At 64.1% G+C, this 23205-nt stretch carries 21 protein-coding genes; 11 read left to right on the forward strand and 10 right to left on the reverse strand.

Going from position 1 to position 23205, the window contains the following annotated elements:
- Window positions 1–11 precede the first annotated feature (11 nt).
- From L1857_RS26210 to L1857_RS26220, 3 genes are all read left to right on the forward strand, one after another.
- Window positions 12–290, forward strand: a complete 279-nt coding sequence (locus L1857_RS26210; RefSeq protein ID WP_116111111.1) for a hypothetical protein — start codon at window positions 12–14, stop codon at window positions 288–290.
- 42 nt (window positions 291–332) lie between these two features.
- On the forward strand, window positions 333–935 hold the full coding sequence (locus L1857_RS26215; RefSeq protein WP_162831081.1) for a hypothetical protein: 603 nt from the start codon (window positions 333–335) through the stop codon (window positions 933–935).
- Window positions 936–1006: 71 nt separating this feature from the next.
- Complete coding sequence (locus L1857_RS26220) at window positions 1007–2446, forward strand: hypothetical protein (RefSeq protein ID WP_162831080.1); 1440 nt, start codon at window positions 1007–1009, stop codon at window positions 2444–2446.
- A 302-nt stretch (window positions 2447–2748) separates the two neighbouring features.
- Here L1857_RS26220 and L1857_RS26225 read toward each other — a convergent pair whose 3' ends face one another.
- On the reverse strand, window positions 2749–3165 hold the full coding sequence (locus tag L1857_RS26225) for a hypothetical protein (protein WP_162831079.1): 417 nt from the start codon (window positions 3163–3165) through the stop codon (window positions 2749–2751).
- A 96-nt stretch (window positions 3166–3261) separates the two neighbouring features.
- Entirely contained in the window at window positions 3262–3384 is a 123-nt protein-coding gene (locus tag L1857_RS35455; protein ID WP_275895905.1) for a hypothetical protein, read from the reverse strand.
- Window positions 3385–3719: 335 nt separating this feature from the next.
- Between L1857_RS35455 and L1857_RS26230 the strand changes: the two genes are divergently transcribed.
- On the forward strand, window positions 3720–4010 hold the full coding sequence (locus tag L1857_RS26230) for a hypothetical protein (RefSeq protein ID WP_162831078.1): 291 nt from the start codon (window positions 3720–3722) through the stop codon (window positions 4008–4010).
- Between the two features lie 45 nt (window positions 4011–4055).
- Here L1857_RS26230 and L1857_RS26235 read toward each other — a convergent pair whose 3' ends face one another.
- The 8 genes from L1857_RS26235 to L1857_RS26270 form a co-directional block, all read right to left on the reverse strand.
- Entirely contained in the window at window positions 4056–5318 is a 1263-nt protein-coding gene (locus L1857_RS26235) for a hypothetical protein (RefSeq protein ID WP_116111106.1), read from the reverse strand.
- Between the two features lie 36 nt (window positions 5319–5354).
- Complete coding sequence (locus L1857_RS26240; protein ID WP_116111105.1) at window positions 5355–8795, reverse strand: DEAD/DEAH box helicase family protein; 3441 nt, start codon at window positions 8793–8795, stop codon at window positions 5355–5357.
- Between the two features lie 29 nt (window positions 8796–8824).
- Window positions 8825–9994 (reverse strand): restriction endonuclease subunit S, encoded by a 1170-nt coding sequence (locus L1857_RS26245; RefSeq protein WP_205413280.1) that lies wholly within the window; start codon window positions 9992–9994, stop codon window positions 8825–8827.
- A complete protein-coding gene (locus L1857_RS26250) occupies window positions 9991–11508 on the reverse strand; it encodes a type I restriction-modification system subunit M (protein WP_116111104.1) in 1518 nt (505 codons plus the stop codon). Before L1857_RS26250 ends, L1857_RS26245 begins: the two co-directional genes overlap by 4 nt.
- Before the next feature lie 1924 nt (window positions 11509–13432).
- Window positions 13433–13624 (reverse strand): hypothetical protein, encoded by a 192-nt coding sequence (locus L1857_RS26255; protein WP_162831077.1) that lies wholly within the window; start codon window positions 13622–13624, stop codon window positions 13433–13435.
- A 109-nt stretch (window positions 13625–13733) separates the two neighbouring features.
- A complete protein-coding gene (locus tag L1857_RS26260; protein WP_116111103.1) occupies window positions 13734–14123 on the reverse strand; it encodes a histone-like nucleoid-structuring protein Lsr2 in 390 nt (129 codons plus the stop codon).
- Window positions 14124–14271: 148 nt separating this feature from the next.
- Window positions 14272–15156, reverse strand: coding sequence for a bifunctional diaminohydroxyphosphoribosylaminopyrimidine deaminase/5-amino-6-(5-phosphoribosylamino)uracil reductase RibD (gene ribD, locus L1857_RS26265; protein WP_116111102.1), 885 nt, complete (start codon window positions 15154–15156; stop codon window positions 14272–14274).
- Window positions 15156–16511, reverse strand: coding sequence for a helix-turn-helix transcriptional regulator (locus tag L1857_RS26270; protein ID WP_116111101.1), 1356 nt, complete (start codon window positions 16509–16511; stop codon window positions 15156–15158). The genes ribD and L1857_RS26270 overlap by 1 nt, the downstream gene beginning before the upstream one ends.
- Window positions 16512–16970: 459 nt before the next feature.
- Here L1857_RS26270 and L1857_RS26275 point away from each other — a divergent pair, with 459 nt between their 5' ends.
- The 7 genes from L1857_RS26275 (at window position 16971) to L1857_RS26305 (ending at window position 23136) form a co-directional block, all read left to right on the forward strand.
- Complete coding sequence (locus L1857_RS26275) at window positions 16971–17195, forward strand: hypothetical protein (protein ID WP_116111100.1); 225 nt, start codon at window positions 16971–16973, stop codon at window positions 17193–17195.
- 618 nt (window positions 17196–17813) lie between these two features.
- Window positions 17814–18896, forward strand: a complete 1083-nt coding sequence (locus L1857_RS26280; protein WP_116111098.1) for a radical SAM protein — start codon at window positions 17814–17816, stop codon at window positions 18894–18896.
- A gap of 33 nt (window positions 18897–18929) precedes the next feature.
- Window positions 18930–19463, forward strand: coding sequence for a class IV adenylate cyclase (locus L1857_RS26285; protein ID WP_116111097.1), 534 nt, complete (start codon window positions 18930–18932; stop codon window positions 19461–19463).
- Between the two features lie 130 nt (window positions 19464–19593).
- The gene (locus tag L1857_RS26290) at window positions 19594–20316 is read left to right on the forward strand and encodes a hypothetical protein (RefSeq protein ID WP_162831076.1); all 723 of its coding nucleotides are present in this window, start codon (window positions 19594–19596) and stop codon (window positions 20314–20316) included.
- Window positions 20317–20460: 144 nt separating this feature from the next.
- On the forward strand, window positions 20461–20706 hold the full coding sequence (locus L1857_RS26295; protein ID WP_162831075.1) for a hypothetical protein: 246 nt from the start codon (window positions 20461–20463) through the stop codon (window positions 20704–20706).
- 657 nt (window positions 20707–21363) lie between these two features.
- Window positions 21364–22523, forward strand: a protein-coding gene (locus L1857_RS26300; RefSeq protein WP_116111095.1) for an IS3 family transposase whose coding sequence is annotated in 2 segments (ribosomal slippage) — window positions 21364–21642 and window positions 21645–22523 — 1158 coding nt in all. Because the reading frame shifts where the segments join, the coding sequence is not laid out codon by codon here.
- A 433-nt stretch (window positions 22524–22956) separates the two neighbouring features.
- Window positions 22957–23136, forward strand: a complete 180-nt coding sequence (locus L1857_RS26305; protein ID WP_116111094.1) for a helix-turn-helix domain-containing protein — start codon at window positions 22957–22959, stop codon at window positions 23134–23136.
- The last annotated feature ends 69 nt before the right edge of the window (window positions 23137–23205 follow it).

Raw genomic sequence — 23205 nt, forward strand, 5'->3', positions numbered from 1 at the left:
ACCTCGCCCTGGTGCTTGCCCTGCCGGTGCTGCCGTTCGCCCTGTTCGGCACGCTCGGCGGCGCCATGATCCTCGTTGATTACCTCGGATACCTCGACATCTACGCCAACACCTTCACGAAGGATCAGGTCGTCATGGTGTTCGTCTTCGGCGCTCTGTCCATCAGCTACATCTTGGCGTGCCGGGCAGCGCTCCGGGTTCCCCAGATCGTCGTGTCCTTCTGGCGCCAGCCACCACGACATGCCCGTCCCGAAGACGACTACCGCCGGCCAAGCACCGAGCTCAGGTAGCTATCGCCCGCTCACGACCACACGCCCGAGAGGAAAGCCAAGATGGGTCTCTTCAGCCGACGCAAGCAGCAGGATGACGCACCTCCGGCTGCGCGTAGTTCGATCAGCCAGCAGGACCTACGGCGCGCCGATGAAGTCCTATCTGCCTGGGAACAAGCCATTGGGACGACGGATCAAGCCGTGCGGGCCGCGACGCTGAGGGGCTCGAAAGCCGGCGGTTTCGTCAGCTTCGAACACAGCCTCCGACACGGCGAGGCCGACGTCAATGGCCCTTGGCGCTGGTTATCGGCAGTGGCTGCGGCGGCCGGCAACCAGGGCGACAGCATGCTCGCTGCCCGCGTCTTCCTCTTCGCCTACTTCTGGTGCGAGCAGTTCGTCGCAATTATGTCGCTGGCAGACTGCGCTGAACTCGGTCTTGGCAGGACGCCGAACGACCTCATGGCCGAGATCGCCTCAACGGGATTGGTCTGTCTCGAGCGCCTGGCACCGGAGACGGTCGTCGTCGACAGCATCACGGGCGTCGTCCGCGTCGAAAACCTCAGCGACGCCGCAGCCTTGACCATAACTGACCTGCACAAACAGGGCGAACAGGTTGAGCCCGAGGTTCGCCTCCGCGCCGAGGAAATTCTGCAGAATCGTACGTAACCAGCACATGCCAGCGGCGTGTGAAAGGTGCGCGCGGTGCACTCGGAGCCCAGAGCGAGCAACGGCCGATCTTGCCGCGTTCGATCGTCCGTGGTGAGCTGAAGCTCATGCGTCGATGGGATCCCCTCAACGATCGGCAGCTGGACCTTCTCAAGCGCGTCGACGCGGGCGAAGACCTCAGCGGCCCGGACCATGCGAACCTGCGCCACTCAGCCAACGCTGTCCGCGACCGCGGCCTCATCACGGTCAGCCGGCGCGGCGGCGTCTGGCGAGCCGAACTTACCAAGGCCGGTCGCTTCTACCTTGATCACGGCCACCACCCCGACGACCCGCGGTTCACATCCCGCATGACGACCGGTTCCGCAGTCACGGCCAAGCCTGCCCCGTCGCAGAACACGGACGATCTCGACGGCGAGCTCGCTGAACCGGCGACCGCACGAGCCAACTCGCGCCAACCTCCCCGCGCCACGATCAAGACGACCGAGCGGCGCCGAGCCGAAGCGACGGAACTGATCGAGCACCTCACCGTGCACGAGGTCTACGTCGTCAAGGCCCCAACGGAGGCAGACCTCGCCCGCTGGCGCAAGATCGTTGACTTCGCCAAGCGCCATGACCTCGTGCCCGAGGGCCGCTACATCGAGAAGATCCGCCAGTGGAATCAGGGCCGCGATCTTCACATCTGGCTCCGGAAAGGCCGTCCCGTCAACGTCAAGCGCGACGGGCTTGACCTGCCGGCCATCCCGGTCGCCGAGACCCTGCGGTCACCGCATCCGGTCGTCGCCGACCTCCGGGATGACAAGGGCCGGCTCGTCATGCCCAAGCCCTCGCGCCATCGCTGTCTCCTCGTACTCCAGGCCCTCGCCGCGGAAGCAACCCGGCGGGGCCACGTGGTGAAGAAGAAGCCCGTCGACCAGCGTCATCACCACCACTACTACGGCTACGGTCCGCGGCCGACGGGACCTCAGTACTCGCGGCGCGAGGGCCAGCTCACGGTGGTCATCGACGGGTTCGACTTCGACGTCACGGTGCAAGAGGCAAGCCCCAACTCGGAGGATCCCGAGAAGAAGAAGCGGCTCGTACTCGAGCTGCCCGTGTACCGCTCCGAGGGCCGGCAGTATCGCTGGACAGATGGCAAGACCCGGACTATCGAGGACGGGCTGCGGCAGCCCTCCACGAGCTGGAGACGCGCGCCAGCGAAGCCCGGCAGCGCCAACTCGACGAAGAGCGCGCCAAGGCGGAGCGCAAGGTCCGCTGGGAACGGGCCATGGCCGTGGCGAGACAGAAGGCTACGGAGGCCTACTACGGCAAGATCCTCGACAACCAGGTCGTGCGGTGGCAACGCGCGAAAGAGCTCCGGACCTATCGGGCCGAGCTCGCGCAACGTCTGGAAGACGCTGGCCCTGATGAAGACCTCGACAGCACGCGTCAGTGGCTGGGGTGGATCGACCAGCACATCACGAGGACCGACCCCACAGAAACCCTGCCGGACATGCCGGCCACGCCGGAGCTGACGCCGGATGATCTCAAGCCCTACCTAGGCTCCTGGAGCCCTCACGGCCCCGAGGCCAACGTCAACAGCTGGCAAAGACAGTGGTGACCGGGCCTTCTAGCGCGATCCTCCAGTGGCGGCTCGTTTTCGAAGCTCGGTTAGCCGCTTGGACAGGGGTCAAGCAGGGCGGCATGGACGGCCGCGGGCTGCGGTATTCGCGCCACTCGTCGGTGCGCAGCACGCCGTTGCACGTGATGGTCTTCTCGCGCCATGTGCTGGCGCCGTCCAGTCGCCGAGCAGTGGGGTAATCGAGATCACGCTGCTTCACCTCGACCGGTACGACGTTGGCGCCGAACCGCGGACGTTGTTCGAGACCGTCTCGTGTCGCAAGTCAACCGCCACCAGACGTCCTGAGCCGAGCAGCCACACCTCGAAGGAGCGCTTCGTATACCGCGTTGAGCGTATCGACCCCGCGGTGTCCTGGAGCAGCTGTTCTTCCTGGTCCTCCGAGAACACCCGCCACCCGTCGATGACCTGCTGTCGATCCGGCGCTTCGACGACCTCGGCCTTCGCTCTGCGGAAGAGCCCGCCAGGTGTTGGCCTCTTGACCTGCTGCGCCTCGCGCACTACGACGGAATCCCGGGGCACACCTGCACGCCTGAGATCAGCCGCAACCTTGCGTGCGAACCCCTGCAACCTTCGAAAAGCCAGCGCTTCGTCCGGCGTCTGATTGCTTGCCACCCGGGCCCCTCAACTCACTGCGGTCAGGGACGCGGACACGTGGTAGCCAGCCGGCTGGAGGGCTACCACCTGCTCGAACCCCGTGAAGTTCAACAACTAACGCCCGCTGGTCTTCGGTTGGTTGCTTGCGTTGACGCCCTGTTCGATGTCGTCCGTGCGCTTCTCGCGCTGCTTCTTCGATTCGCGCTCAGCGTCCATCGCGTCCTCGACGCTGCGCACGATGGGCGGAGGTTCCGGCGGAAGAGGAACTGGCATGCTATTCGCTCCTTCAGCGGGCCCCGGCCGCAGCCAAGGCAGGGTTAGCAAGTCGTAGTCGGTTCTGCCGATCCAAGCGTTACCGGCTCGACCGATTGGGGCTGCTTCGCCCGTAGCAGTAACAGACCACTCGTCGGGAACGCTTGATTGGGCAAAGGCAGACAGCCAACGGGGGTCATGTGAAGTCCATGTGGACCTGTTCTTGTGGTCATTATTGCGCTGAGAAGAGCTGCTGCCACTGCACTGGCCGAACCCCGGCGTTGAGACCAGAGGCCGGGTCTGCAACGAGCAGGCGTCCGGTGAAGCTGCGCTCGCCGAAGGACGAAGTTGAGGCGTTCCTGCATCCTAAGGGCGCCTCACGACGCACCGGAGCCGGCGCGCGGGGGAGCACCGGCGCCGAGAACCGCGCCAAGGCTGAAAAATCCAAATCGCGGAAGGCATCCAAATCCAAGAAGAAAAAGGGCGCGAAGGCAAAATATTATCATCCCGCCAAGTCGTCCTCTCGCTCTAGCGCGCCAAAATGGATAACGGCGACGCGGGGCATCACCTCGGTTGTCACGAACCCGGTCGGCAACGGGAAGCGTCGTTAGAGCCGCAAGCACCACGCGGATTGCTCGTCGCTTTCCGCACCCGACTTACTGCTCGTCGTTCGAAGAAGCCTGTCGTCGACTCGACTCGAAGGCCACGCCGAGAACAAGCGCTCGACGGTTCGCTAGCACTCCACGTGCCACCTCCTCGAGCTCGGCGGTCCCGGTACCACGAGTACCGATCCAGCCATCCTTGACCAGTGCGGCAAACATCGTGTTGTTGATATGGCGCGGCACGTTGTCGTAGCCGAGACGGGTCCCACCGTTTGGGCCCTTGCAGGTTCGAAGCAGCTCCGCGAAGTATTCCCGAGCAAGGTACATCCCCTTGACAAGCTCTTTCGGCTCCTCGAGGCGCCCCCAGGAGTCACACAACTTGACCCAGCAGGCCTGACTGGACAGACGGTAGTCCCCTGCAGAGCCGCCAAATAGCTCGTCAACCCGGCGCATGCGCTCCATCTCGCTGGCGAGGTTCTTGTCTGGCCGGTACCAGAGGGCCCCGCCTCCCTCCCTGCGGCCATCCCGCACCATGCGCTTGTACTGCACAAGCACAAAAGAGCGGAACGTCTGGTTGAAATAGACGACGTCCACACCCAGCACGGTTTCTAACGGCTCAGTGTTGGCGTTTAAGACGAAGACTCGACGCCGTCCGTTACCAAAAACACCCCAGTCCACATGACCAGACTGGCCACGAACCAGGCCGGGGAAGGTGTGAACGTCATGATTGATGAGCGATTCCTCGGACACAAGCCGGCGATCAATCCCCGCGAGAAACGATGGCTGTTGTTCCGTCGGCAGTCTCCAAGAACCAAGCGCATCGCGTCCAACACCGGCCATCTCGAGCACCAAGCCAGTGCCATCTCGCTGCTCGTTCAGGACGAGGCTACGATCGCCGGCGGGCGGCCCAACCTCATCTCGTCGGTTCAAGCGCCGGATGAGATCGGCCATCTCTGGGAACATGGCGACGAGAGCGGCCACGACAGCGTCTCCCACAGCGCTGGTCAACACGCCCGGCTGAACCCGCGCTTGGAGTCGGTCAGGCAACTGCTTGCGCAGCGCTTCGAGTGAGAAGGCCGGCACCTCCTCAATCTCGACGATCTCGACTCGACGTTCGAGGTCTGACACCCGTCGCCGGCCACGGGCCCGACCCAACCATCTGACCTGGTTCTCGTCGTCGAGCAGCAGCGCCAGATGTGATTTGACACCCTTCCACTGCTCGGACCGCCACGCCACGGAAAACGTACGCTGGCGTCGCACGATCCAGCGCGCGTCGAGGCGCGTCGAGATGTCGCCCGTCGCGATGATAGCAACCATCAGGCCGCCCTACCTCCAACGCATCACCGCTCGGTGTCAGCCAGCCTTCTCCTCGGGGACTGCCCGCGAGCGGACCTCGTTCAGCACGGTCTGGATGGCATTGACCTCGGCGTTCTCAAAGATGTCTTCCGGCCCACCCGGAGCGAGCGCAGTAAACGGCGGCTCATACAACGCGCCCACGTCAACGGTCCCGTTCTTGGCCAGGAAGTCGATCAGCAGCTTGAGGAAGTGCAGCTGCGATGCCGACAGCGTCTTGCCCGCCTGAAACTGATCGAAGGCCGCCGCCGCTGACTCATAGTCCAGGCCAGTCAGCGAACGGAGAAACAAGCCCAGCCCGCCGTACTCCTCCTTCACCTGGGCGATGTCCTCAGGTGAGCCGAAGGCGGACTCAACGAATACCGCCTCCAACTGTTCGAGGTCCACGGCGGTGATCTGACGGTTGCGGAGCAGCTTCTGAACAGCCAGCTCGTGCTCGTGGCTACGCAGATACGTCCGCACCTTGGTCTCGAACCGGCTCCGGTTCGTGCCGAGTGTGATGCCACGGAGCTCAGCCTGGGTCAGCTCGCCAAGCTCGTCCTCGAAGTCGGTGTAGACCACGCCTCGGCGGATCTTCGGGATCAATCGGACGAGACCCCGGATCCGCCGGCGCATCGACTCCAACATGGGCAACGTGACGTCCTGCCACCAGTCATCACTGATGAGGTCCGACAGCAGCTCCTGCTGCTTCGCCACGACCGGGTTGTTCAACGTCGTGGGGTCGAGCAGCGCCTCCGCGATCTCCTGCACCTGGTGGCGCAGCGCGTCATAGGCGGGGTCACCCTGGAGCAGGCCGAGCTGCAGTCGTAGCACCAGCAGATCGAACCGCTTGGCTTCCTCGCTGTTCTCATCCTCCTTGAACTCAGTCGGGAGGCCAGCGAGCGTTTCGGCCAGTTCGTCACGCTTGTCCGCGGTGATCTTCCCCCAGCTGGCCAAGTCCTGGTAGGTCTCCACCTCCCGCAATCGGCGCCTGACCTCAATGTTCTGCGGGTTCATGCCCACGACCTCGGCTTGCAGCCGCGCAGCAAGGTCCCATCGGAGGCCGACCTCGGTCTGGGTTCCATCTACCGGCTGATCCTCGTTCGGCGGCGGGACCTCCGGCAGCTCCTGGTCCAACGCGTACAAGAGCTCGGCCCGCCGGCGGAACAGCCGCTCGCGCAGGGACGGCTGCAGCCGCCCTTCCGCGGGCGCAATGTCCTGGTTGAAAAACTCGACGTTGCGGCACAGATCGAAGACGAGGAAGCCCTGCTTGTCGTTGTTGGGGCCGAACAGGTCGGGACACAGGCGCGTCCCCCGACCGATCATCTGCCAGAACTTGGTCTTTGAACGGACCAGCTTGGCGAAGACCAGGTTCAGAACCTCGGGCACATCGATACCGGTGTCGAGCATGTCGACCGACACCGCGATGTGCGGCGCCGAGTCCTTCATCGAGAACTTGTCGATGAGATCCTGGGCCAGGGCCACATCGTGGGTGATGATGCGCGCGAAGCCACCTTGGTGCTCTGGATAGAGAGTGTCGAAGCGCTGGACGATGAACTCGGCGTGCTTCCTGTTCCGGGCGAAGATGATCGTCTTGCCGAGACGGTCTCCGCCTTCGACGTGCGCGCCGTACGTCATCAGCGTCTCGAGCATCTTGTCGATGGTGTCGGCGTTGAAGAGGAACTTGTTGACCTCGTCCGCGCTGATTTCATCCGGCTGCCCGTCCTCGTCATCCCAGTCGACGAGGTCCCACTCCTCTTTCTCCGCCTCCGACAGCTCGTCGTACCTGATGCCGCGCTGGGGGAACTTCAGTGGGACGTTGACGGTGTGAGGTTTGACCAGGTAGCCCTCCGCCACGGCCTCCTCCAGGCCGTAGACATCCGTGGGCACGCCGTCCTCGAGGTTGAACAGGCGGTAGGTGTTGCGGTCGATCTCGTCCTTCGGCGTGGCCGTCAGGCCGACCAACAGTGAGTCGAAATACTCGAAGATCGTCCGGTACTTCTGGTAGACGGAGCGGTGCGCCTCATCGACGATGACCAGGTCGAAGTGCCCCGGACCAAAGCGCCGGAGCCCGCCTTTCATCTCGTTGATCAGCCCCATCATCGTCGGATAGGTTGAGACGTAGACCCGGCCGTCGATGTTCTTCTCCGTCAAGAGGTTGACCGTGGGAGTCCCGGGCAGGTGCTGCTTGAAGGCGTTCGCGGCCTGCGTCACCAGGGCCTGCCGGTCAGCCAGGAAGAGGACGCGCTTCACCCACTGCGCGCGCTGCAGCAAGTCAACCAGCGCGATGATGGTGCGGGTCTTGCCAGCGCCGGTCGCCATGACGAGGAGGGCCTGGCGCTGCTTGTCCCGCTCGAACGACTCAGCGATCCGTCGGATCGCTCGGCTCTGGTAGTAGCGGCTGGCGATCTCGTCGTTGATCGCAACGCCGCCAAGGGCCAGCCGGCTCGTTCGCCGCTGGATCAGGAGCCGAAGCTCGTCCTTCGTGTAGAAGCCCTGGACCTCCCGCGGCGGGTAGTCCACGTCGTCCCAGAGAAACGTCTGGTAGCCATTGGTGTAGAAGATGACCGGCCGCTGGCCGAACTGCCGCTCGAGAGCGTTCGCGTAGGCCTTGGCCTGCTGCTGACCGGCCAGGGCGTCCTTGGTGGTGCGCTTGGCTTCGACCAGGCCCAGCGGTCTGCCGTCCTCGTCCCAGAGGACGTAATCGACCCGTCCCTTCCCGCTGGGCGTCGGCAGCCCATCTACGGGGTACTCCCGGTCCTCCTGCTTGTCGAGAGCCCAGCCCGCCTCCCCGAGCAGCAGGTCGATGATGTGCTTGCGGGTATCAGCCTCGTTGTAGTCGTGGGTGTCCGGCTGGGCCAGGTTGGCGGCCTTGGCCGCCTTGATTTCGGCCCGGAGCTTGGCGACCTCAGCATCAAGGTCTTGGTTCTTCCGACGCTCCTTGACCAGCTCCTCCTGCTGGCGGGCGAACTGCTCCGCCATCGCCTGGATCTCAGCCTGCTTCTTCCGCCGCACCTCCTCGGGCATGGGTACCGGGATGCGCGACTGGTCGAAGGTCAGGCCGGCGGCCGGGAGATCTTCCTGGTTGCGGGCATACCGCCGGGCGATCCAGTACAGAACATGGAACAGCTCGGCAACCGTGCGCACAGCGTCCTTGGGCTGCACCGGCCCCGGCCTGTGCACCGCGGTGTTGCCCTGCCGCCTGATCACATCCATCTTCGTCCGGATCGCCGGCCCGACCAGGTTAACCATGGTGGGTTCGGCGATCAGGGCGGCGAGCTCGCTGTGGTACGGCAGCTTCAGGGTTCCATCAGCCCGGTAGAGCCAGTTCACGGCCAACTCGAGCGTGCGACGAGCGTAGAAGCAGGCCGCCCGCGGGTCCGCCACCGCGTTCCGCTCCGCCCGCACTGCCTCGTCGTGCAGGTCGGGCCACTCAGCCTGCAGGAACCCGAAGTTACTCACGCATCAACCTCCCCAGGACGACAGGAAGATCAATTCTGCCACAGGTGTCCGACGAAAGCACGCGTCTGCAAGGCATTGAAGAGCTCGTCAAGGTACGCCAAATCCTTCTCCTGGAGGGTCCTAACTTGCTCAACCTCCTCCACGCGACGAGCGAAATCGCGCTGCAAATCCACAGGGGGAACCGGAATTGGAATACGCTTCAGCTCTTGGGCATTTATGTTAGCCATACCAATAATACTCTTGCACATATTGCGCAAAATGGCCTTTCCATACCTACTGTTGAGGAATGCGGAAAGATACTCAGGGTGATTTTCAGCGCGCATCCTGACACGGATTAGATAGCCCGCATAAGCCAACGGTTCACCACTGCGATAAACCGCCGTCTTACCTACAAGATCCGGACTATTCGTGCGATTAAATAACACGTCACCCGGATAAACCAGGTAGCGGTCATTTAGGCTTTCACGCGGCAAATATTTGAGATCCGAGAGGTCTATGCGGCCACGCGTCGTGATGTTACCCATTCGCAGCACTGGAAGGTCACCGTGCTCATCGGCCTTCTCGCTAGTGCCATATCTTGCAGACTCAATTATGTCGCCAATTCTGCCAATGGGCCATCCCTTTTCGTTAGCGACAGGATTGCCAAACATGGCGATGAAAATTGCCTCCGAAAGATCGTCGAGGAGCCCAAGAGCCTCCCGACGCTTCGCGCGCAACTCATCCATGGCATCCAAAATGTCTGCGACATATTCCTGCTTCTCAAACGGAAAGATCGGAACCGGCAGCTTCTTAAAGACGTCCTGAGGCAAGCTTCGTCGCCGAGCGGTCGTTCCTCTGAGCTTTGACGAGTAGTACGCGAGTGCACGCGGCGACCGAAGGTACCTCTCGAGGTACCTTCGGCAAATATTGTCGCTTTTCAGATTCCAAATTCCATACGCCGGACTGACAATCGCCGCCGGATAGAGCGTTTGGAACGACAGGACCCCTTCATCGATAGGAAACCCAACAACAAGCTGACCACGTCGCACAACCTTGTAAGAAGAAGTATCCGCGCTTGCTACCCGTTTCTTGAACTTGTCACCCTGCTCCACCAAGCCTCGATGCATGGTCATAGACAAAACAGGATGAGAAGATTGACCGGCAAGCTCAACAGGCGCAGGCTCTATCAGATCACCAAGCTTAACCAGCTCACCGTTCATTCCAGCATTCCCTTCAGGGCGGAAACACCGCGCTGAATCTCACATTCAAGGCGCTCAAGGTCTTCTACAACCTTCAGCGGCGGCCGATACTCGACTTCCTCATGGACGACATCCTTGTACCGGTTCACACTGAGGTCATACCCGTTGGCAACAATCTCCTCTTTTGGCACACAAAAGCTCTGGTCCGTTCGTACCCGAGTTTGCTCCGAACCATTCCGACGATTCCATCGGGTCAGGATATCCGGCAGATTATTGCTCCGATGATCTGATTCCTCGAGCGCCCGACGAGGACGGACGCCAAGCTTGTCGGCGCTCACCAGTGGAGCCCGCTTGTCGTCGAGACTGAACCCGTCGGCAGTCACGTCATAGAACCAGACTGAATCTGTTCCGCCTGAATCGGTTTTGGTGAAGATTAGGATGGCTGTGGATACGCCCGCATAGGGCCGAAAAACCCCGCTTGGCAGTTTAACGACACCCTCGAGCTTCTGCTTTTCAACTAGGATCTGACGGATACTCTTGTGGGCTTTAGTCGAACCAAAGAGCACTCCATCGGGTACAATAACGGCGGCCCGACCACCTGGCTTGAGTAGCCGAAGGAAGAGCGCCAGGAAAAGAAGTTCGGTTTTCCTTGTTTTGACGATCTGCTGCAAGTCTTTAGCGGTGGCCTCATAATCCAGGCTTCCCGCGAAAGGCGGGTTTGCAAGGATGAGGGAATACTGTTCAGCCTCACCGGAAGCACTCTCGGCCAGCGAATCCCGGTAACGAATGTCAGGCTGCTCGATACCGTGCAAGAGCATGTTCATGCTGGCAATGCGCAGCATTGTACGATCGAAATCGAAGCCATGGAACATGCTCTGGTGGAAGTGTCGCTGTTGGGCCGATTCTAGTAGCGCATCCTTATGTTCTCGACTAACATAGTCAACAGCGGCAATGAGAAAGCCGGCTGTCCCGCATGCGGGGTCACAGATCTCGTCCCTCGGCCCTGGGCTCATCATCTCGACCATCAACTCGATAATGTGCCGGGGGGTTCGGAACTGGCCGTTCTGACCGGCGGTTGCGATCTTACTGAGCATGTACTCGTACAGATCGCCCTTGGTATCCCCCTCGCCAAGAGGTATGTCATCCAAAAGGTCAACGGCTTTGGTCAGCAAGTTGGGAGTCGGGATGGTGAACCGGGCATCTCGCATGTGGTGCGCGTAGGTGGTGTCGTCACCGCCGAGCGCCCGCAACCACGGAAAGACGCCGTCCCGCATGACGACGAACATGCCTTCGGGATCAAGATCCCGGAGTCGCGACCAGCGAAGCGCTTGCGCGTCGTCGGAGTAGATCGCCTCCTCGACTGGTCTGCCCGTCCGAGCGGCCTTTCGCTCCTTCGCTGTCTGCAGGTCATCCAGCCGGCGCAGGAACATCAGGTACGTGATCTGCTCGATCACCTCAAGGGGGTTGGAAATCCCACCCGACCAGAAGGCATCCCACAGACGATCGATCTTGCTACGTAGTTCACCCGTGATCACCCGAGGCAGCATAGTCCTGGGGTACGACCGAACGATGCCACCAGCCCCCGGCCACTGATCTAACTCAGGGTAGTCGGACAGTGTCAAGGCGCACTGGCGGCGTCACCGTCGCATCACCGGTCATCCCCGCCGACCGCAGCGGGCGGCAGTGTGTCCGGGTCGATTGGGCTGACCTCGAAGGCTCCGAAAACCTGACTCAGGTCGGCGAGAGGCCGGACCGCGTCCCCGCGGCGCTACAAGCGCGGCCGCGGAGCCCGACGGGGCCTGAGCGGTCCAGAAGGTCAGCGCGCCCAGCCCCGCCACGACAGTCCCGAGGGAGGCACCGATGGCCGGAACGGTCGTCAGCGCGATCGCGACGATCAACGCGCCGACGACGACCAACAGCACGCACGCGCGCAGGGTCGTCGACCAGCCGCTCAGAAATTGGGCAGCCAGACACAACCAACCGTCACGAGCGGGGGCCTTGCGGTGGCGGCCTGCATGTGGCCGCTTGGCGACACCACCTGACGGAGCGGCCGCCGGCCGCGGACGCCTCGGCTTCTCGTCCGGGTGGTTCAGGATCACACGGACCCGTTTGGGCGGGGCCTTCTCTGGCGGGTCGCCAGCAGCGGGCGGTACAGTCATCAGGTCCTCACGATTGTCTAGCCGGCATTCATGGACACTCACGTGGCCCCCTGTTCCCGCAGGGGGCCACGACCTTTCACCCACCAGCACGCAGGCGCTGGTGCGATTGGAGCCATTGTGACCGCTTCGCACCGCTGCCTGCTCGCGCCGTCGGATGCGTCGCGCCGAGCGGTTCAGCCGAAGCGCCCGGCGGTCGGGTGAACCGCAAAATTAACCGAGCGTAACTAGTCCAGCCGATCACTTCAGCCGCATTAACCTTCCCGGCGACCGGTCGTCGCGGCTGACCACTTCCCAGAGCGGCTCAGTTGAACACACTTCGTCGCTGGTCGCAAGCGTTCGACTGCGGAGTGCTATCTCGATGGTTCACGAACGGCGGGCTAGATCTCCTCGAGCACTCCTCACCTGCACACCGCGGCCGTACTGTCAAGGCTTTCACCCTGCGTTGCGCCATATCAGCGTCCCCCGGGTGAAGATCAAGAACTCTGGGTAGCTCAAGACGCCAGGACCGTGACGTCCGACGGCGCCCTGGCGCGCAATCGAGATGCCCCGTCTGGATGAAATGGACCGGTTCTCCCGCAGATCGCGTTGGCAGCAGCCAAGGTGAAGTGCATGGAACTTCAACCACTGGGCGAGTACGAACCCACACCGCGGCCACCACGCCGGCCTAACGCCGGCCGAAATGACCGTTTGACCGTCCACCTACCTGAAAAGCTCCCGGAACTCAATCCCCGGGCCGCCTCGACCCTGCTCGGCATCCTTCGCGAGCTGAACAGCTCGCCTCAGCAGCAGCGACCGCAGGATGGCGGCTAACGGACGCGGGCACGGGTAGCCAGTGCACCACATTTGAGAGACCCGACTGCCTGACCTCGTACGCGGAGTTCTCCCGAATCGTCCCGCAGATCAAGCCCTGACAGATGCCGACGCCACAACTCAAGCTGTAGCGGCGCTGAGGCCCCTGTCGCGGACATTTCGCCACTTTCTCCCGGGAGCCCAAGCCTGGTGCCAGGACGCGGCGGTCACGCTCCCCTGCTTGAGAACCGCATCTCGAGTCAGCAGCGCCGGCCAGAACTGGATGAGATGTGGGGTCACCGTCGGCCGGCCGAATCGGCGTGCACGTCGGTCGCACACCAGGTCCACACCACGGAGGCAGTAGCGGACCCGGAGCGGACCTTCGTGCAGGGCGAGCCTCCGGGACTGCAGCCCTGACCAGTCCCGCAGGCAAACCTCACCAGCGGACTCGAAGGAAACCTCAACCACGTCCTCCCACTCAGGATCAAGGTCAGGCGGGCCGCTCAAGGCCTCAACCTGTAACGGAACCCGCCCGGTCGGCAGGCCGGTGATGAACGCCAAGCGGCCACTCAAAGCGGCTCCACGGAAACCGTTCTACTGCCCGGCAAATGCCCTCTGCCACATCGCCGAACCGCGCCTGGGCTGCCTCAACGCTGATGTAGCCCTCAAGAACGTCGAGCTCGCCGTCGAACAAGACCGTCATGCCTGCCCCCAGAGACCGCCGGTATCCAACTGCCCTTCGCAGTGATGCTTCGATCATGCATCAGAACAGCCGCCTGACGCACGTCTAGTAACAGATTGCCCCGGCAGTCCTACTTGGCCTTCTTCCGCCCCTTCGGCTTAGCGGGAGTTGCCTGAGCCGCTTCATAGGCCTCGACCACGTCAGCCCGAATCCGACCGCGGTCAGCCAGTTCGTACCCCTGCTCCTTGGCCCATTCACGAATGGCGCGCGTCTTCTCCCGATCAGCCGGGGACGCGGCGTGGCCGTTCGTGCTCGGCCGCACTCCGCGCTTGCTCCGTCCGCCTGTTTTTCGCGCATTGGCGACGAAGTTAACAAGCTCATCGCGCAACCGACCAGCGTTGTCGGCAGTAAGGTCGATCTCGTAATCCACGCCGTCGAGTGCGAAGAACACCGTGCTGATGTCCTCGGTCACCGAACCATCGAGGTCGTCGACCAGTTCAACGGTCACCTTCTGTGCCATACATCTTCCCCGTCATCGTGGTTGTCATCAATCGAGCAAGGCACCGCTCCTCCAACAGGCAGCGGAGGAACCAATGCAGCGTCGACCCTACCGGCCATGACGACATCGCCTCCGACCGACTGTCGGCACGGTGCTAATAGGACACGCGCTAGGCGCGCTCGGCCCTGATCACGACAAAGCCGTTGGTCTTCCGCACTTCTCGAAGCCCGTACCGCGCGGGTATAAACTCCTCCGGTCCGTAGCCGACGCTGCCAGCGCCGGCCGTCCGCGCTGGCAGATACACCAGCACCTGGTCGACGAGACCTGCAGCGAGAAACGGCGCCGCCTTCGTTGCGCTGTAGTTCAATACCGCTGACCGGATGCCGCCCTGATGCAATGACGCCAGGAGCTCTTCAGGCGAGCCGCCGCTGGCGACGCCGTCAAGTTCGATCATGCCCAGGCCATGACCACCCAGTACCCCTTCGAAGACCCGTCCGTCCTCCGTCAGAACGGCGTCCACGGATACCCGCATCTCGTCAAGGAACGGGTCAGACAGCGAAGAGCGGCCACCCTCCACCTCCGCCAGTGACGCCCAGGTGACAAACGGACGTGCGGTCCGCAGAGCGCGCAGCCATGGCCCCAGCACCAACTCGGCCTCGTCGGCCAGAAGGCCGACCTCCACGTCGACGCCTGCGGCCCGCATCCTCGCCGCGCCGCCCTCTTCCCGTGAAGTCGGATCGATAATCGCGATGACACAGCGGGCGATGCCCGCCTCAATTAGCAGTTTCCGGCATGGTGGCGTCCGGCCGAAGTGGTTGCACGGCTCAAGCGTCACCACCGCCGTCCCGCCCCGTGCCCGGTCGCCGGCCATTGCCAGGGCATGCGCCTCAGCATGGGCATCACCCTTACGTTCGTGGAAGCCTTCGCCCACCACGACGCCGTGTCGGTCCAGGATGACGCAGCCCACCGGCGGGTTCGGGCTGGTCGTCCCAAGACCAAGCGCAGCAAGGGAAATGGCTCGCCGCATGGCGGCGAGCTCAGTGGGTGCAGCCATCACGGCATCCCGGCGATTGCAAGGTCGTCAAGCAGGTGGGCGACCTCCGCGACGCGTTGGTGGCGGTGAAGGCGTTGCCCCACAACCTGTATCTCACGTTCCGTTCGGACGGAACCGGCACTGCGGGCAATGCCAAGCGCTTCCCTGGCCACAGACGCAGCCTGCTCCACCTCGTCGACGGCCGCGTAGGCTACGGCGAAGCGACTCAACGCCACCCCGCGGTCGCGCCGGTAAACGGCTGGCAACGTCGGCAGGGTCCGGTCAAACACCTCGATGGCCCGTTTCGGTTGCTGAAGCGTCAGCCAACAGGACGCCCGCTGCAGCTCTAGGTAGCTCTCCGTGCAAAACGATCCGTGCCCGCCGCGAGCGTCCCCGTCGGTGTCTGTGGCGGCCCACGCCAGCGCTTCGTCAAGTTTTCGCAGCGTGGAACCGGCATCCCCGTCGAGGGCGTACCCGTGTGCCTCCTGCTGAGCCAAGGCCGCCCGCATCGGACCAGCCAACGCGGCTTCATCTCGTTGGGCAGCTTGCACCAAGCCGATGGTCTGGCCAGCGTCACCACTCGCCGCGGCCTGCTGGCTCCGCCGAAACAGTGTCCAGGCCAACATCACGCGATCGTCAGCTTCGTGGGCCCACTCCAGTGCCCGATTCGTCCAGTACACCGCGCGGTCGAGGCCGCCCGCGTCCTCGTGCAGCCAGGCTGCGGATTCCGCGTACTGCGCCGCTACCCGCGCCACCTCACGCCGGGCATGGTCACGCGTCACGGCCAGCAAGTCACCGATCATCACCAAGTGGCTCTGCACCGACGTCAAGGCGTAGCGGGGCCCGAAGAGGTTGTCCGTCTTAACCAGGAGGTGCCACTGCTCCCGCAGGTGGTCGACCATCTCGTGGACCTGGGTCGAAGTCACCACCGGCAAGTCGGGGCCGCGAGCGGCATCAGCCGCGGCACCCAAAGCCGGGCCGAGCGTCATGGCGGACGCACCGGCGGCGGCGACGTCCGTCCCTGGACCGACGCCGACTAGTTGTAGTCCCGCGCCACTACCCCACTGAGCGATCTTGCGCTGATGGTGCTCCAGCTCGGCGATTCGGGCGGCGTGTTCGGCCTGAGCCCTGGCGTTCTCGAAGGTTCGGTAGGCCGCGAGGAGCTGGCCAGCCGCGGCGAGTGCTTCATCAGCCGCTCGCCAGAACGCCTCATCTCTGGACCGCTGCCCGCGTTCGACATGGGCCAGGGTCGTGCGGTCGCAGTACAGCCGCTTCGCGAGCTGGGCTTGCGTCAGGCCGGCGAGCTTCCGGTACGCGCTTAGCTGCTCTCCGAGCGCCCGCTGCCGCTCCGTGACCTCGCCTGGCTCCGTGTCCATACCCCTCACAACCCACCTTGCGACGCGGTGGTCCACCGGTGCTCGATTCTGTCAGGTGACGCCGCGTGTGCCAACTGTGTGCACAGGGTTGTGCACACCACTGACACGCGCTGAAGTCAGTGGCAGGCGCCCGCCGCCGGGCGAGCCTTTCAGACACCTCCCCGATCCCGGCGGCGGGCGCTGCCCAACCAGCGACTTCACCAGGACAACGTCTATGGCGACCCGATTGATCGAACGCACCCCCTCCCCGATCCCGGCCTGCTGGCAACGGGGACACAACCGTCTCGCTACCAGCACTGAGCCCCGCCTTCCCGAGCCCGCGCTCCTCTACAGCCTGACCGCCTTGACGCTGACGCTGCACGCGCCGCGCCCACAATCTGGCGGTTGCAGGACGTGTGGCCGACCATGGCCGCGCTCGTCGGTCTGCTTGGCCTACCGACTGCGTGAAGGGTTCTGACGATGGCCGAACCAACCGCGGAAGCGGAAGCCCTGGTCAAGGCCTTGGCCAGCATGGCCGCCAACCTGCCGATGGCGGCGCTCGAACTGCGGGAGGGTCGTATGGGGCCGGCCCGCCAGCATGCCCTGGGCGACCTGCTCGTCGAACTCGGCCAACTGGTCCACCGCCATGCCGAGATGGACCAGGCGGCAAGCCCCGACGCCGGGAGCTCCACTCCCCCACCATGACACCTGCGGCCGCCGCACTCCTCACGCTGACCGCTGGCCTCCCCTTGCTCTACCTCCTGGTCCTCGCGCTCAGGCGACGCCATCACCTCCGCCAGCACCAGCGGTCCGCCGAACCGCGATCCGTGGCGGCCATCGTCCGCAGGGTCCACGAAGACCAGCAGGACCAGCACCACGACGTGAGGTGGCCACGGGCTGACCCGGACCGCGGACGCGTCGCCCAGCCGAGGCCGCTGCTTTCTGACTAATCCCCCACATCACGACCGCCCTCGGGAAAGGAGCTGCCCGCGATGGACCCGCACCACAGACGGCCACGCCGGTCCGCACCGTGCTGACACATTGGTTGCGCTGGACGCGCGCGCGGTACCGGTGGCTCACCGTCCAACGACAGGTCGGCCGGGGCCTGCGGCAACTTCGTCAGGAGCGGCATTGGACCAACCGGCGGCTAGCCAGCGCAGCCGTTGCTCCTGGTTTCGCGTGGTTCTCATCGAGCACGGTCGGACTGAGCCAAATCTGCCCGACCTCCTACAACTGGCCCGCGCACTCGCCGTCGATCCCCGCGTCCTCGTCGAAGGCCTCCGCCCTCCGTCCGCCCCACCACCTTTCGAGGAGTAGCCCTCCATGACGCCGATCACGACGTTGCCCATACAGGTCGACACCGACCACACCCTCCGCGTGAAGATCATCGACGCCTGCGGAATGACCTGCACGTTCTGCCACAACGAGGGCACCCCCGTCGTCGCCGACAACCTCGGCCGCGAGATCAGCAGTTTCGTCCCCTCCGGGCGGACCGGTAGGGTCTCCATCTACACCGGCACCAACGGCGCCCACTTCCTACCGGCCCCCGTCTTGCCCGATGCCAGCTTCGAACAGGCCCTCATCGCGCTCCGTGACGCCCTCGGCCTGGACGAGCTCCATCTCACCGGAGGCGAACCCACCCTGCACACCGGTCTCCCACAGCTCGTGACGGTCGCCCGGCGGGCAGGTTTCTCGGTCCGGATGACCTCGAATGGTGAGCGGGGTGCTGATCAGATGGCCGCATGCGCCACGGCCGGGCTCGAGCGAATCAACTTCTCCGTCTTCGGCACGACCCCTGAGGAGCTGGCCGCGGTCCAGCACAATCGGTACCGCAACCTCGGCCGAGCCACCCGCAAGCTGGAGGCGCTCAGGGCGTCCATCGACGCCGCCCTGGCTGCCGGCGTCGGCGTCAACGCCAACATCGTGGTCCCCGACGCCAGCCACATTCCACGGATCCACCGCCTGCTCGATGAGTACTCACCGCGGCTGTCCATACGGCTCCTCAACTCGCTCGACCACGGCGATGCATCGATCCGGGCCATCAACCAGGCTCTCGAAGAGCGAGGCGCCGTACCCGAAGTCCGACACCTCACCGCCGGCGTCTCCGGAGCCCGTACCGCCTATCGACTGCCCGACGGGCGCCGGGTCTTCTACAAGCAGATCCGGCGGGTTCGCCTGCCCCAGACTTGCGCCAGCTGCCGCTTCAACAACGACACCGACTGCGAAGAGGGCTTCTACGGTGTCCGCCTCTACCGCGACCGCCGCGGTGCCTACCAAGTTGGCGTCTGCATTCAGCGGATGGACCTCTGCCGTCCTCTGGACGACTTCCTGCAGTCCGACCTACCGGCCGAAATCCGCCGGCTCCGAGAGCAGGAGCTCGCCGAACTCACACCCACCACTCGCTAGGCTCGACCACCACCCGACGAAGGAGAACTGCCAGTGCCAGTCGAGCACGAAGCCAAGGTCCTCGACATCGCCCCTGACGCCATCGCGACACTCATCCTTAACAAGGGTGGCCGGCAGGTCAGCGAGACCAAGCTCATGCGACGCTACGTCTACGACATCACGCCGGGAGATCAGTCGAAGTGGATCCGGCTCCGCGAAACCGGCAGCGAGACCACCCTTTGCGTCAAGGAGATCCGCAGCGACGCCATCGACGGGACACACGAAGTCGAAGTCACCGTCGACGACTTCGCCGGCACCAACGAACTGCTAGGCCTCCTCGGTTTCACGCCCAAGTCGTACCAGGAGAACCGTCGCACGAGCTTCCTGCTTGACGGCGCCCGTTTGGAGATTGACGAGTGGCCCCTCATCCCGCCGTACCTTGAGATTGAGGCCGACGCCCCTGATGACGTCGTCCGGACAGCCTCCTTGCTCGGGTTCGGCGAAGACCAGCTGACGAGCGAGAACACGATCAAGGTGTACGCCCGGTATGGGATCGAACTCGCTGCGATCAACAATCTCCGCTTCTGATCGTACCTAACTAGCCTCGGGCCGTTGCCGCTCAGTATCTCGCCGGTCGTAACACAACGACTGGCGTGACAGATCTCTTGATGAGCCCCTGTGAGAGGAACGGCAGGATGAGCAAGAGAGCTGCGCCCCTGTGAAGGGCAAAGTGCTGGTCGGCGTCGGCCTGCTGATTGTCGTGGCGTCGATCAACTGGGTCGTGGTCGCGGCTCTGGGTGGGGCTCTCCTACTTCTCGCGATCATCGGGATGATCGTTTCGCCTACTTCGGAGCGACCAGACGCCAAGCCGAAGCCAGCGAAGGCCAAGCCGAAGAAGCAGACTGAGCCCGTCCGAGTGGCGGGTGGATGGCAGTATCCGGGCGGCGAGACCGTCGACGAGGAGACCCACTCGCGTCGGCTCCTGGCGGAACAGTTGGTGCTCCCCGCAGAGCGACGCGACCCGGTCTGGATGGCAGCGCTCGCGGCGCGCGATAAGCCGATCAACGAGCTGGCCGCGATGCGTCAAGCCGCCGAGAACTGGCTAAGGGCCTATCACGCCCGCGCCTACCGAATACTGGACCGTTCGACCGAAGACCTCGAGCGGCTGTGCGCGCAACGCGGCCTGACCTCGTCGCTTCCTGTCGGCACCAACATGCGCGCACGCGACCTCGCTGACGCGCTGTCCCGATGGCTCGAACGGACACCAAAACCCGAGCCAGACCGAACTGCCGTCCTTCATCTTGAACGGCAATTCTCGCTGACGACGGATTGCAGCAACGGCCATTTCGCCGATCACGGCATCGTCTCCGCAGCCGATGGGCGCGTTACGCGAGAGTGTCGCTACTGTGATCCGTCGACTCGGTGGACGGAAGAAGCATGACGGTGGCCCTTAACGGCTGAAGGTCGCGTGCACCCCATGGACACGAGGACGCCGGCACGAGCCACAGTGACTACGCCTACGCCTGTTGGAGTGACCGTATCCGTGAGCCCGTGATCGGCTGGTTCGGCGACAGGCAAGGGCTCGATGTTCGTCGCGACGGTTCGGTGGCAGTACCGGGTCCAGCCAAACGTGCCAACGATGCGCTTCGCCTGCCTCTCGGACGAGTCGGAGTACCGCGAACTCCTCCGCAACCCGACGATCGCCTCAGTCTGGAACTTCGACCTCTCGGGCGGCCTCGATCCTGCCGAACTTCCGAAGTCTTCACGCTGCGCAGCTGGCCGTCGACGGAAAGGCGCGAAGATCCGCCGTACCGTGCGCGACGGAGCATAGTTTGCCTCCGTGACCCTCGGCCAGGACGTCGTCGACCAGGACGTGACGATCTCCTACACCTATCCGTCCTGTGCAGCGCCACGCCACCTGCTCTACCTCGACCTCCCGCGGCCAGCGAAGGGCGTCCACTTCCAGGGCGGGCATTCGTCGGGTCAACGTCGTGGATTACTTTGCCAGCCCCGACACCGCTCGGGTCGAGCAGTCACCAGCGGACGCTCCCGCCAAAACCATCGACGTCAGGCAGGTGTTTCCGAGGGCAGGCGTGGCGTTCGTTCGGGTGCTTGAGGACCCACTGGGTAACACCTCGGGCCGTCAGAAGGCACTGCAAGATCGGGGGGGTTACCTAGTCCTCATCCTCGTCAGGCGTCGGATCGCCTGTCCTCACCAAGCGGAGCCACAGCTCATCAGGCGCGGCGCCGGTTGCGCGACTAGCGGGCGCTTCCACCGTTAAGGCATACACACCTGGCCCGTCCGGCAGTTCGAACGGCCCATGCACCCCGCGTGTGATCTCTCGGCATGGGCTACCTCGACACCTACGCCGCCACCTGCGGCTTCAACGTCGGCCTCCTCGACCCCTAAGCCCACGGCCTCGGGTCTGCCCAGGGTCTGGTTGACATCTCACGTGTGAGGCTCGGCCTCGCCTGGAAGGATGTCATCGTGCCCAAGCCCTACCCCCGCGAGTTCCGCGACGATGTCGTTGCCGTGGCCCGCCGCGGCGAGACCCCGTTGAAGCAGGTCGCCAAGGACTTCGGGATCTCCGAGTCATGCCTGGCCAACTGGCTGCGCGCCGCCGACGTGGAGGACGGCGCCCGGCCCGGCGTGACCCGGGACGAGTCCGCCGAGCTACGCGAGTTGCGTAAGCGCAACCGGCTGCTGGAGCAGGAGAACGAAGTCCTGCGCAAGGCGGCTGCCTATCTGGCGCAGGGCAATCTGCCGGGAAAATAGTCTTCCCGCTCGTCCGTGAACTGGCCGCGGCCGGCGCACCGATTCGGGTGCCGGCCGCGGTGACGTGCAGGGTGCTGGGCATCTCCCGGCAGGCCTACTACCAGTGGCGATCGTCTCCGGTCTCGCAGCGGGACTGGGACGACGCGCACCTGATCGACGCCGCCCTCGAGATCCATGCCGACGACCCGGCCGACGGGTACCGGTTCGTCGCCGATGAACTCGCCCGTCGCGGGTTCACCGCGTCGGAGAACCGGGTGTGGCGGATCTGCTCGATGCAAAAGATCTTCTCGCTGCACGCCACAAAGAAGGGCCTTTCCCGCACGGCGGGGCCGCCGGTGCACGACGACCTGATCCGCCGCGACTTCACCGCTGACGCGCCGAATACCAAGTGGCTGACCGACATCACCGAGCATCCCACCGGCGAGGGCAAGCTGTATCTGTGCGCGGTCAAGGACTGCTACTCCAACAAGATCGTCGGATACTCCATCGCCTCGCACATGCGGGCCTCGCTCGCGGTCGCGGCGCTGCGTAACGCGATCGCGCTCCGTAACCCGCGCGGCGTCGTCGTCCACTCCGACCGCGGCGCCCAATTCCGATCGGCGACCTACCAGCGTGTGCTGCACGCACACGGGCTGGCCGGGTCGATGGGCCAGGTCGGTGCCTGCGGGGACAACGCCGCGATGGAATCGTTCTTCTCGTTGCTGCAAAAGAACGTTCTCGACACCCGGCGATGGCACACCCGCGACGAACTCCGGTTGGCGATCGTGTCCTGGATCGAGACGAAGTACCACCGCAAACGCCGCCAACGAAGGCTGGGCAAGCTCACCCCGGTCGAGTTTGAGACCATCTACACGACCGCAGCAGCGGCCTGAGAAACAGTCAGCCCCGGTGTCAACCGAAGTCTGGGCAGACCCCTCAGCATCGACACCACCATCCGGCTCCTCAACGGTCTCGCACCGCCGCTGTGCCGGCCGGCCTCACCCCATTGGCCCCAGCTCAGAGAATCGCTCACCGTGGAAAAGCGTTCCGCCAGGAAGCGGTTGGGCTCGGGGCGGAAGTTTTGCCTTCCTCTCGCCATGTCCCTTTCGGGTCGGTTCGCCGGAGTTAGGGGTACACCGGCCGCTCGACCTGGCGCGGTCGTGACGAAGGAGGTTGGCGCCTATGAGCAGTTTTTCTCGGGCAGGGTCGCATTCTCGGCTTACTCGGCCGCCTACGGCACCTCGGGGCGTCGATCGTGCGCCGTCTCGTGGCGGGCAGGGTTCGAATGCTTCCCCGGCGGCTCAGCCGTCCGAGTCGACGGCGCCGATGCTGTTCACTGCTGAGCAGGCGGCGGTGATCTTGCAGGTGCGGCCGTCGTGGTTGCGACGGAAGGCGGCGGCGCGGGCAGTGCCGTGTCGATTTGTGGGTAAGCATCTGCGGTTCGCTCGCGCGGACCTGGAGGCCATCGCCGAGATGAGTGCCCGGAAGCCGCGAAAGAGCTCGTGACCTCAAAGAACCTTCAGTGGCGGCTTGCTTTATTGACGGACATTCAGCGTCCATATGTCCGTCAATTCA

This window comes from Amycolatopsis thermalba, assembly GCF_023376025.1.
Taxonomy (GTDB): Bacteria; Actinomycetota; Actinomycetes; order Mycobacteriales; family Pseudonocardiaceae; genus Amycolatopsis_E; species Amycolatopsis_E thermalba.